This is a genomic window from Photobacterium malacitanum, from assembly GCF_900185615.1.
In the GTDB taxonomy this organism is placed as follows: domain Bacteria; phylum Pseudomonadota; class Gammaproteobacteria; order Enterobacterales; family Vibrionaceae; genus Photobacterium; species Photobacterium malacitanum.
This window is the reverse complement of record NZ_FYAK01000003.1, coordinates 381,924-394,282: the sequence shown is the minus strand read 5'-3', so window position 1 is coordinate 394,282 and position 12,359 is coordinate 381,924. Positions and strand designations below refer to the sequence as shown.

The 12,359-nt window shown below is 40.4% G+C and carries 9 protein-coding genes; 4 read left to right on the top strand and 5 right to left on the bottom strand.

Translation table 11 applies throughout. From position 1 onward, the window contains the following. Positions 1–205 precede the first annotated feature (205 nt). Complete coding sequence (gene mobB, locus PMAL9190_RS11095) at positions 206–733, top strand: molybdopterin-guanine dinucleotide biosynthesis protein B (protein WP_087845245.1); 528 nt, start codon at positions 206–208, stop codon at positions 731–733. A gap of 110 nt (positions 734–843) precedes the next feature. On the opposite strand, the gene PMAL9190_RS11090 is transcribed toward mobB, so the two are convergent. Next, positions 844–1,863 carry an META domain-containing protein gene (locus PMAL9190_RS11090; protein ID WP_087845244.1) on the bottom strand — a complete coding sequence of 340 codons (1,020 nt, stop codon included), beginning with the start codon at positions 1,861–1,863 and terminating at the stop codon, positions 844–846. Positions 1,864–2,099: 236 nt separating this feature from the next. Between PMAL9190_RS11090 and PMAL9190_RS11085 the strand changes: the two genes are divergently transcribed. Then, complete coding sequence (locus PMAL9190_RS11085; RefSeq protein WP_087845243.1) at positions 2,100–3,425, top strand: rhodanese-like domain-containing protein; 1,326 nt, start codon at positions 2,100–2,102, stop codon at positions 3,423–3,425. Positions 3,426–3,523: 98 nt separating this feature from the next. Here the strand turns inward: PMAL9190_RS11085 and PMAL9190_RS11080 are convergent, their stop codons facing one another. The 3 genes from PMAL9190_RS11080 to PMAL9190_RS11070 all read right to left on the bottom strand — a co-directional run bounded on the left by PMAL9190_RS11080 (position 3,524) and on the right by PMAL9190_RS11070 (position 6,031). Then, the gene (locus PMAL9190_RS11080) at positions 3,524–4,432 is read right to left on the bottom strand and encodes an aldo/keto reductase (protein WP_087845293.1); all 909 of its coding nucleotides are present in this window, start codon (positions 4,430–4,432) and stop codon (positions 3,524–3,526) included. A gap of 145 nt (positions 4,433–4,577) precedes the next feature. Beyond that, positions 4,578–5,483, bottom strand: coding sequence for a M15 family metallopeptidase (locus PMAL9190_RS11075; RefSeq protein WP_087845292.1), 906 nt, complete (start codon positions 5,481–5,483; stop codon positions 4,578–4,580). A 95-nt stretch (positions 5,484–5,578) separates the two neighbouring features. Then, entirely contained in the window at positions 5,579–6,031 is a 453-nt protein-coding gene (locus PMAL9190_RS11070; RefSeq protein ID WP_087845242.1) for an RNA-binding S4 domain-containing protein, read from the bottom strand. A 407-nt stretch (positions 6,032–6,438) separates the two neighbouring features. Here PMAL9190_RS11070 and fusA point away from each other — a divergent pair, with 407 nt between their 5' ends. Next, positions 6,439–8,526, top strand: a complete 2,088-nt coding sequence (gene fusA, locus PMAL9190_RS11065) for an elongation factor G (RefSeq protein WP_087845241.1) — start codon at positions 6,439–6,441, stop codon at positions 8,524–8,526. Between the two features lie 268 nt (positions 8,527–8,794). Beyond that, positions 8,795–9,256, top strand: coding sequence for a GNAT family N-acetyltransferase (locus PMAL9190_RS11060; protein WP_087845240.1), 462 nt, complete (start codon positions 8,795–8,797; stop codon positions 9,254–9,256). A 48-nt stretch (positions 9,257–9,304) separates the two neighbouring features. On the opposite strand, the gene torS is transcribed toward PMAL9190_RS11060, so the two are convergent. Further along, the gene (gene torS, locus PMAL9190_RS11055; RefSeq protein ID WP_087845239.1) at positions 9,305–12,220 is read right to left on the bottom strand and encodes a TMAO reductase system sensor histidine kinase/response regulator TorS; all 2,916 of its coding nucleotides are present in this window, start codon (positions 12,218–12,220) and stop codon (positions 9,305–9,307) included. Positions 12,221–12,359: the final 139 nt, after the last annotated feature.

The window sequence follows — 12,359 nt, the reverse complement described above, 5'->3', positions numbered from 1 at the left end:
TAATAACAAAAAGCTCAATACAAGCTAAATGTAGACCGTAAGATCATTATCACCAAAAAAATACGAGGTTGTTTTTTTATTCCGCGGTCATAAGTCATGTTTATTTGAATAAATTCTTTACATATCAATAAATACGTACTGTTAATAGGTGTTCACTTTTGTTAGGTATATAATAGCAAAAGAATCAATATCAACGGGTCTCATAATGATTACATCTCCTACACCAATACTGGGTTTCGCTGGATTTAGTGGCTCCGGAAAGACTACCCTGCTTGAACAACTTATCCCTTTACTTAACCAGCACCATTTACGGATAGGATTACTCAAACACAGTCATCATGATATTGATCCCGATGTACCAGGAAAAGATAGCTATCGTTTACGCCATGCTGGTTGCAGTCAAACCTTACTCGCCACCAAATCACGACATATGCTGTATTTTGAATACCCGCAGGCAGAGCGCCAAGATCCTGAATTAAATCATTGTTTAAGTCAGCTTAATCATGACTTATTAGATCTGGTCTTAATTGAAGGTTTTCGTGATCAACCGTTTCCAAAAATAGAAATTCATCGTCCGAGCTACGGTAAACCATTACTTTACCCAACGGATAACACTATTTTGGCGTTTGCCAGTGATCAACCTGCACCTATGGACTGTGATTTACCGCACTTAGATTTAAATAATCCACCCGCTATTTGCCAGTTTATTCTTGAATGGTTAGCGCAAGAGTAATTATAACTACCATATAAAAACCGCAACTAAATATACTTTTAACGAGAAAGAGACAACGCTCAGTTGCGGTTTATTAATAGAACCAATAATCATGCTAACAGCTAGAATAATTACGGTTGCTTTTTTAGTGTTGAAAAAATCATCACTCCAGTATGATGATTTACTTGATATGTAAGCGCCAATTTCCCCGCAAAATAAGTAAATTGGGTCACATTTGTTAATTGTTCTAAATATCGTTTTTGTCGATGTGGCGCTAAAGGAGCATTACACGTCCGTGTTGTTACAGCCGCATGTTGGCCTAAGACCTTAATTGAACCAGGTGGTAATAATGGCTTAACCGTGATGGTATAGTTATTACAATCAACCATACCAACAAAATGACCATTGATATAACGTAAGCTTATTTTGCTGTTATTTGCCACCGGCTCCCCGTAACGCCAACTCTCAAGCTGCCATTCAGTATTGGCCAATATAGCTGGGGTTAATCTCACGATCGGTTTATGGCTAGGAATTTCGGCTAGTTTATCTTGTTTTAATATCCAAATATGACGCGCTACATCACCTGGACAACAAATAGGATCATGCTTTCCTGGTTGTATAACATCGACGATTATTTGATGATTTTTAATCACCAATCCTTTAACACGCACTCGATCACCAACATAGTGAGTGGCAATATTAACAAGCTTATTATGTCGATAAGCCATTACGGCAATATATAAATATTGACCACTTCCTCCTGGTGAATAATTCAGTAACACCACTGCCATAGGATCATTATTCGCAGTTAAAGGGCCTACTGCTGTCAAATCATTTAATAACATCACTTGTGGCATCACATTCCCCCCAGGCTGATAGGGTTCACCGGCCCACAAGCCTTGCTGTAAATGAACAGTACCACCAATTGAATCAATACCTTGATAATAAGCCTGTTGTAACACAGGTAATGAGTAATTGTATGATTGGCCGTTGCTGCTCGACTTAGAATGGGTAACATGGGTTGCTAATGGCGAGGATGGCTTTTGTTGTGTTTCGATAACATGAGCATCTAACGTTGTTATCTCTGCAGCCATTATCATTGAACTATAAATGGTAAATAGCCCCATAAATACAGGGATAAAACGTTTCATAGATGTTCCTTTTAATGCCTTAACACGATATATCACCACTCGATGATACTGCAATGTAGTTCTGACATAAAACACTCATAATAGTTCCTCGATAGATGCTCACACCGAATTTATTACACTATCATTCATTAAAAATAGAATTGCTTATAAATTATAACAATCCAATTGTATTACCTTTTTAAACCGTTAAAATGCGCGCTTGTTTCTGACGATCACTAAGGTGATTAGGTTTAATCATGCTCATTAAAATAACTGCAATAGTAACATTATTACTGACATCAAGTACTTCATTTGCCAGTCCATCCTCTCCTTTAAAAACAGCAACATTTGAACAACTTGCTCAGCAGCAAGCGCAAACAGCACCACTACAAATTATTGATTGCCGTAACAGCAATTTTTATAACGGTTGGCCTGAAGCCCAGCAACAAAATGGAGGGCACATTGCAGGTGCAGTTAACATCGATGCGAATTGGCTAAAAACGTTAAATACTGCAGATTTTCAAACCTTATTGCGTGATAAACACCTTAAATCTGACCTTCCTACATACTTATATTGCTCAGCAGATAAAGCACAGCAATTAAGCTCCGCCTTACAGAATCAAGGTTACCACTCGCTAACCACCATTGATCAACCTCTCAATAACTACCACGGTAAACTTATTGCGTTACCTCACTTTCAACAATTAGTGCCAGCATCATGGTTAAATGATCTTATTACTGGTAAACATCCACGCTATGCTCCAAAACATGGTTATAAAGTCGTTGAAGTTGAATGGGGGCCCCCCGCTAAATATTTGCTCGATCATATACCTGGAGCTTTATACGTAAATACCAACACTATCGAATCAAAACCATGGTGGAATAAAGTCAACAACAAGGCATTAGCACAAGTTATTGCAAATCTTGGTATTCGTTACGACACCACGGTTATTCTCTATGCTCGCAATAATATGTCGGCAGCACGCTTTGCTAACTTCTTAATGTATGCCGGCGTTAAAGACGTGCGATTATTAAATGGTGGCTGGACTGCATGGTCTGATGCTGGTTATCCCACAGAGCATTTGCCTAATTACAACAAAACCCCAGTTGCATTTGGTAAAAAAATCCCAGCAAACCCACAATATTTAATCGATACGGCACAAGTAAAAGCATTGTTGAAAAAACCCGTTAATCAACAATCCGTTGTTAGTGTTCGTACATGGCCAGAATATATTGGCGAAACCAGCGGTTATGATTACATTAAACCCAAGGGGCGTATAAAGGGAGCCAAATGGGGACATGCTGGCTCCGATTCTTACCACATGCAAGATTATCTAAATCCCGATCAAACCATGAAAAGCGGCAATGAAATTACCGCTCAATGGGCACAATGGAACATTAAACCTGATCAGGATGTGGCATTTTTCTGTGGTACAGGTTGGCGAGCATCTGAAGCATTTTTCTTTGCCCATATTCTCGGCTGGAAAAATATCAGTGTTTACGATGGCGGTTGGTATCAATGGAGTGCCAATAAAAACAACCCAATAGCAGAGGGAACCATTGCTCCTGCAAGTGTACACTAGGTAATTAGCGACTAGATACAACAACGGCAGTGCAATACGCCTAAACCAATAGCTATATTGCCTGCCGTTTTTAAATGCGTTTACAATACTGATAGAGTTTATGGCACGCCATGACCTTTTGACGCTACCCATACACGATAAAACTGCTCACGTGACAAGCTAAAATCAAGCGCAGCAACCGCCGATCTTACGCGCTCAATATTGCCCGACCCTGTAATAGCGATTGGATTTGATGGCAAGCAACGAATCCACGCATAAATCACTTGATCGATACTATCCGCACCAATTTCAGCCGCAATTTCAGTTAACGTTGCACGAACTCGAATATGTTGTTCGCTGCTACCATTAAAAATATCACCGCCCGCTAAACATGACCATGCCATTGGACGAATACGCTTCATTTGCAATTGATCAAGCGTACCATCATGTGCCACCTCAAAATTAAGCGGATTAATTTCTACTTGGTTAGTCACTAAAGGCTGTTCAAGTCGAGATTGCAGTAAATCAAATTGCGCAGGTGCAAAGTTTGACACTCCAAAATGATTCACTTTACCTTGTTGCTTTAGCTCGGCAAACGCCGCAGCAACTTCATCGGCATCCATCAATACATCGGGACGATGAATTAACAGCAAATCAATATTTTCAACCTGTAAATTAGCCAATGAGTTATTAACTGACTCAGTAATGTGTAACTTACTGGTATCATAATGGTTAATACGACGTTGAGGGTATTTAGGATTACACAAATTAATGTCGCATTTGGTCACTATTTGTAATTGCTGACGTAAGCTAGGCTTTAATGCTAATGCTTCACCAAATAACGCTTCACATTGATAGCCACCATAAATATCAGCGTGATCAATCGTAGTGATCCCCAATTCAAGGTGTTGCTCTAAAAAGGTCAATCGTTGTTGTGTTGTCATGCCCCATTCAGCTAAACGCCAATAGCCTTGCACTAACTCTGAAAATTGTAATTGCTGCGCAACCATTGTGACTTGATTAACCATTGAAACCATCCGCTGTTAATTAATACTGATTAGCGACCATCCTAAAAGCCTCCATCCATAGCCGCAAACACATTTATTAAAAACAAAGTCTGTAAACTAAAAACCATGACTTAGGCAGCAACTTATCAATAAAGGCCTTGCTAATTTAGCGCTTAACACAGATAGCTGAACGAACCGGTTGAAGATTTATCGCATTCATCACTCGTGTTGGATCAGCACTATACGCTTTATTTAATGATTTGACCGATAACTTACTTTTTAAATATTCAGTGTAATCATTGAATTTATAATGGCTATAAGCTGTCGGGTACATTTTGCTACAACTGTCATACCATGCGACATAACGTTTAAAAAATAATGCCGCTTGCGCGGGTGTCATTTTGCTCATCGTTAATGCCATATCTTTGGTTAACTGAAAATGTTGATAATCGATCGGAGAGTCCCAAAATCCGCCCCAATATTGAAAGCCATTACGGGCAAAAATATCAATAACCACTTCAGCCATACCTCGACTATCCGGTTTACCAAAACGATAACTGGCGCGATTAGCATAACGCGTCCCTTGAGTTGGACTAAATTTAGCATTGCCATTACCACTAAAGGTCACAAATGGATTTTGCAATGGGTTAATATCTATCGCGGCACCATACGCATGTAAAGATAAGCTCCCTGTTCCTGCGACTGGGCGATAATTAAAAGCCGAAGTATTATTCGCTGTCATCGAACGAGTATCATTACCGCCATAGGCTTCAATCGGTACTGCTTTATGTATAGGAAAACCTTGCTGATATAAAGCATCAAATATCTGACCGACATACGGTGCAACAGCGTCCATTACCACCAATTGACCATTAGTATGTGCTTTACCTGCAAAGTCACGGTAATTGAAAGTGACTTTTTTAAGTCGTTGACAAGATACAGGTGCTGCCGCAGCCATAACACCAACATTAGTCATCGCTTGGCATTCTGCTGCCGATATAGCACTAATTTGCGCAGCACTGACTGAAAAAGGGGTACTCACAGTCGCGGCTACCAATAATGTCATTGGCATATGACGATAACAAATGATCATCTTTAAATACCTGTCTATAAATAGTCATAAAAAAGACGTGCCTTTGCACGCCTATAAAATAGTGTATCAATACATTAAAAACTGATCGGCTTACGACCTGTTGCTGTATCAGCTTTCTTGTCTGCTTTTTCTGCTTCTTTTTTTGTTATCGAGCGATTCTTGCTAGTTGACGGAGTCGCTTTATTTTTTTTAGCTTTTAGCGCTGGTGTTTTTTTCTCTTTTTTAGACTGTTTTTCCACAGTAGCTGCTTGGGCTGTTTTTTGCTCTCTAACTGGCGTTTCTTGCACTGGTTGGTCACAAATAACGACGAAATATTCACCGTTAAACTCTATCACGTCACCATCATAGATTTTACAACGCTTACGTAATTCAATTTCACCATTAACAGCAACATAACCTTCAGAGATAGCATATTTAGCTTCTCCACCGCCGCTGACTAAATTAGCAATTTTAAGCACTTTATAGAGTTCAATTGGTTGTACAGAGACTTCAACTTCCAATGCTTCTACTTCTATTTCTTCAGACATTTTTGACACTCAAATAAAAAACAGGAACTGAGTTAAATTCTACCTCACTACCAAACATAAAGTGAAACAAATGATAAATTCTAGCTTAGTGACTCTTTTTTCTAACTTAAACTGCTAAAAATAGTTTTTGTCCATTTTTATTGACACTTAAATATCACGCTGATTTAACACCACAGTAATAAAAGATCACTAAAATCCATTTAAATCGACTTACAATAATAATCAACCTCGGCTAATCTTGGTTTTTATCACCGTTATTTGCTCGGATCTTCGTCAACAGGTATGCTACCTAGGGCAAAAAGCAAGCGAATAACTATTTTATTACACATGGCTATGTTCCGATTGGCAGAAGTAGTGCTATAATCCGGCACCTCACATGTGACAGTAATTGTTTATAGAGAAAAACAATGACAGATTTATCTAAATACAGAAACATTGGTATTTTCGCGCACGTTGATGCGGGCAAAACTACTACTACAGAGCGTATCCTTAAGCTTACTGGTAAAATCCATAAGATCGGTGATACTCACGACGGTTCAACTACAACTGACTTCATGGAGCAGGAAGCTGAGCGTGGTATTACTATCCAGTCTGCAGCAGTTAGCTGTTTCTGGAAAGATCACCGCCTAAACGTTATCGATACTCCGGGACACGTAGACTTCACAGTTGAAGTATACCGTTCTCTTAAAGTACTTGATGGCGGTATCGGTGTATTCTGTGGTTCTGGTGGTGTTGAGCCTCAGTCAGAGACTAACTGGCGTTACGCTAACGAATCAGAAGTATCTCGTCTGATCTTCGTTAACAAACTAGACCGTATGGGTGCAGATTTCTACCGCGTTGTTGACCAAGTTAAGAACGTACTAGGTGCTACTCCTCTAGTTATGACTCTACCAATCGGCCGCGAAGAAGACTTCGTAGGTGTTGTAGACGTTCTAACTCGTCAAGCATACGTATGGGATGACACTGGTCTTCCAGAAAACTACGAAATCACAGATGTTCCTGCGGACATGGTTGACGATGTTGAAGCTTACCGTGAAGAGCTTGTTGAAACTGCTGTTGAGCAAGACGACGACCTAATGGAAGCTTACATGGAAGGTGAAGAGCCTTCTATCGAAGAACTTAAGCGTTGTATCCGTAAGGGTACTCGTGACCTAGCATTCTTCCCTACTTTCTGTGGTTCTGCATACAAGAACAAGGGTGTTCAAAACATTCTTGACGCTGTTGTAGATTACCTACCAGCTCCAGACGAAGTTGATCCTCAACCTCTAACTGATCCAGAAACTGGTGAAGAGACTGGCGAAGTAGCAACTGTATCTGCTGACGAACCATTCCGCGCTCTTGCGTTTAAGATCATGGACGACCGTTTCGGCGCCCTAACTTTCGTACGTATCTACTCTGGTAAGCTAAACAAGGGTGACACCATCCTTAACTCTGCTACTGGTAAGACTGAGCGTATCGGCCGTATGGTTGAGATGCAAGCTGATGAGCGTAACGAACTAACATCTGCGCAAGCGGGTGATATCATCGCTATCGTTGGTATGAAGAACGTTCAAACTGGTCACACTCTTTGTGATGTTAAGCACGAGTGTACTCTTGAGCCAATGATCTTCCCAACTCCAGTAATCTCAATCGCTGTAACTCCTAAAGATAAAGGCGGTTCTGAGAAAATGGGTATCGCGATCGGTAAAATGGTTGCAGAAGATCCATCTTTCCAAGTTGAAACTGACGAAGAAACTGGCGAAACAATCCTTAAAGGTATGGGTGAGCTTCACCTAGACATTAAGGTTGATATCCTTAAGCGTACATACGGCGTAGACCTAATCGTTGGTCAACCTCAAGTTGCTTACCGTGAAACTATCACTAAGCCTGTTGAAGATAGCTACACGCATAAGAAGCAATCTGGTGGTTCTGGTCAATTCGGTAAGATCGACTACCGTATCAAGCCTGGCGAGCAAGGTTCTGGCTTCACGTTCACATCATCAGTTGTTGGTGGTAACGTGCCTAAAGAATTCTGGCCTGCAGTAGAAAAAGGCTTTGCTGTAATGATGAACAACGGTGTTCTAGCTGGCTTCCCAACGCTAGACGTTGAAGTTGAGCTATTCGACGGTGGTTTCCACGCAGTTGACTCATCAGCAATCGCTTTCGAAATCGCAGCGAAAGGTGCATTCCGTCAGTCTATGCCTAAAGCTGGTCCACAGCTTCTTGAGCCAATCATGCACGTTGACGTGTTCACTCCTGAAGATCACGTTGGTGATGTTATCGGTGACCTTAACCGTCGTCGTGGTATGATCAAAGATCAACAAGCTGGTGTTACTGGCGTACGTATCAAGGGTGATGTTCCACTTTCAGAAATGTTTGGTTACATCGGTACTCTACGTACTATGACTTCTGGTCGTGGTCAGTTCTCTATGGAGTTCGCACACTACGCACCATGTCCTGCAAACGTTGCTGAAAAAGTAATCGCTGAGCAGAAAGAAAAGAACGCTAAGAAGTAATTTTTAATTACTCTAAGTAATCTTTTTAACCCCGAGGGCTTTGCTCTCGGGGTTATTTTTTATAGTACATTTATCCATCTAACGACTTCCTAATATTGCTACCAAACTAATAAGCCTCCCCACTTGCTTACCAGTAACTTTTTTCCTCGCGGCTTAACAACACGCTTTAACTCATCATTACGATTACCTTTATAAAAATAACCAGACAAAAAACTAGGCAAAAAAAGCACTTAACCGTAAAGTAATGCTTTTACTCATGGCGATTTCTATGAAAATTATTATTGACGACTTACAAGGACACGCTATTCAAGCATTATTACAAGCACATTTAATCGATATGAATAGCACTGCGCCTGCGGAAAGTGTACATGCATTAGATTTAGCCCAACTTCAGCATTCAAATGTAACTTTTTGGTCTATTTGGCAGCAGCACCAATTAGCTGGATGTGGCGCGATCAAGCACTTAAACACAACCACTGCTGAAATAAAATCAATGCGAACAGCCGCTGCATTTCGAGGTCAAGGTGTCGCTTCTCATTTACTGCAACATATTATTACTTATGCAAAAATGCAGGGCTATCAACAATTAAGTTTAGAAACAGGTTCAATGGACTTCTTTGCACCATCACGCGCACTGTATGCTAAACACGGGTTTATTGAGTGCCTGCCTTTTGCGGATTATCAACCTGATCCTCATAGTACATTTATGACACTTAATCTGTTGCCATAAAAAAAGAACGCCGCAGCGTTCTTTTTTATCTCGCAATTGCGAACAACATTAATCATCAACAAACGTTGTAGCTAACGCCGCGACAGAAGCATCAAATACTTGCTGTAATGGTTCAACCGCTAAGCCCTCTATAGAGCCCTCTTGCGCTGATTTTTCAAACTTTAAACATAGCTGATGCAGTTGCATTAACCCCATCGTACCCGATGCACCTTTTAGTGTATGGGCTTGCTTGGCAATCTCTGGTAAATCATTATCTGCAATAGCTTGCTGTAACGTCACCAGTGTTTTACTAGCTGAATCACCAAATAAGCTTATTAACTGCTTCACTTGTGCTGCACCAAGTACTTGTAAATCACTACCTAACACAGATTCTTTTACAAGAGGTAACGTCTCATCAATTTCTACCAGTTGTGGTTTTTCTTCACCGGCACCTTTCTCAATAACCACTCGCTTATCCCCTTTTAAAATACTGTTCATCGTCTCGATAAGTTGCTGTTCAACCAGTGGCTTTGGCAAAAACCCAGAAAAACCAGCATTGAGATAAATTTCAACTTCTTCTCTAAATACATGAGCAGAGAAAGCCACCATTGGGGTCGGCTCTTGCCATGACGCATTTTTAGTACTATCGATACGGCGTAATTGATGCAACAGCGTAATACCATCTGTATCAGGTAAATTAATATCAAGTAACGCTAAATCAAACGGCTCTTTACGATAACAGGCCTCAGCTTGTGCACCATCTTCAGCAATAACCACAGTATGGCCTAATCGCTTCAGGAATCCCTCAGCAACCATGCAATTTACAGGGTTATCCTCAACCAAAAGTATATGTGCAGCAGGCACAATAACTTGATTAGCATCGGTACTTAATGTCGCCTCGCCTGGCTCTAAAGGTAAAGCAAACCAGAAGCAACTCCCCTCACCAATCACTGAATCAACGCCAATCTCGCCATCCATCGCTGCCACGATATGTTTACTGATGGCTAAGCCAAGCCCTGTGCCTTCAATTGATTTACGCCCAGCTTCTGCTTGTTGGAATGCACTAAATAATAGCGCTTGCTCACTGGTATCAATACCGATCCCTGAATCTTGCACTGAAAACAATATTTCATCTGGCATATCTGGGTGTGGTTGTACATTAATAGTAACTTTACCAGTATCTGTAAACTTAATCGCATTACCGACTAAGTTTACCAATACTTGTCGAATACGACTTTCATCACCAAACCAAATCGCATCGGCTTCTGGCTCAATATGATATTCAAACCCAATTCGCTTTGCTACAGCACGTCCATGAAGCATATTAAATACATCCACAACCATGCGCTTTAAAGCAAAATCGCTTGGCCTGATATCTAAGTGCCCAGCTTCAATTTTAGAGTAATCTAAAATATCATTGAGAATATCAAGCAGGTTTTCACCACTACGATTAATCACATCTAAATAGCGTTTTTGTTGACGACTTAAATCCGTATCGGCGAGTAAAGACGCAGTTCCTAGTACACCATTCATTGGCGTTCTAATTTCATGACTCATGGTTGCGAGGAATGCTGATTTAGCTCGATTCGCTTTTTCTGCCTCATCACGCGCTTTATAATGATTATAAACTTCTTCATTTAAGCGACTGTTGATACGTTCTAGCTCGCCTGTACGCTTTGCAACCAATCGTTCTAAACTTGCTTTATGCTGTTGCAATTCCTGCCTAATTTTAGCTTCTGCTTGTGCTAAACGATGGCGTTCATTGGCTGTATCACGTGCCACTAAAATCGCCCGCCCCATTTGCGCTAACTCATCATCACCATCGACATCAAGTTGGATACATAGATCACCTCGAGTAATCGATAATAAAGCGCGACTATAACGGTTAATACGACAAATAACTTGCATATAAACAATACGCCACATGATCAACACTAATGCTAATAAACCAATAGCTGAAATCACAATTAGCGTATTACGGGCAACGGTAAGCGTCTGATCAACTTGCTTAACTGCCTGTTGAGTATTAACATTAGCTGCCGCTATTATTTCATCAACGGTATTATTTAACTGTTGAAATAACACTAAGTTTTGCTGATCTAGTCGCTGTACATCCTGCTTTGCATAAATTAATTGCTCACCAACACTAAACAGTAAATCACCGCGCTCAAGTTTGGCCGTTTCTTTCATTAACTGTTCTGAACGGCTAGGATCCTCAACTGATTTAACTCGATGACTAATAATATTAACAGCATTATTAAAGCGTGTTTTTAATGCTACAAGCGACTTAATATCAATAATACGTTCAGAATCATCCAACATATTAATCACTTGTAATGATAAAAATCGTAATTCAAATAAGCGCTCAGATAAGTCCATATCAACTTCAACTAAACTATCAAGAGCATTATAAACAGCGGGTTTATTATTAGCGGCGACTAAATCATAAATTCGAGACACGTTCGCCACAGCAATCGTATTAGCATTCGCCACTTGTGATTGAGATAAATTATCAATTTGATGGGTAGCCTTAGTCATCGCCGTTGTTAACTGATCCAATTGACTTTGTAAGTCTATCTGTCTTCCCACCAGCAACCCAAGCAAAGCTAAATTGTCGACAATACGCTTTACATCATCTTCTAATTTCACCATTAATGGCTGATCAAACGAATATTGTTCCAGTGCGTGTAAACTGCGATTCAAAGCTTCTATGTGAATAGTTAATGCGCGCCCTTGCTGCATTCGTTCCGATTCAAGTTTCGATTTCGCCAACACTTGAGCATTAAAAATAATTCGCGAACTCAAATCTGATAATTTTCTCGCTTCAGCTAACGCAGGTACTGCGGAGTTAATCACGGTACGCTCAGTTTGAGCTACTAGCGAAAAGCCTGCTACACCGATCATAACAGCTATGATCATCAAGCCAGCCATGGCAGAAAAGGCCAACAACAATTTGGTTCCGATACCTTTTCGAGTAAATGTCATAAATAGTCTCTATCTGATAAATCTTGTTTAGTATGGTGAATTGCCACGATAAATATGGCTTGTGCAATACTGGCTATTTCACCAAACACAATAAAACGGTACTATTTTGCCAGCGATATGGCTTTAGACCTAAATAATG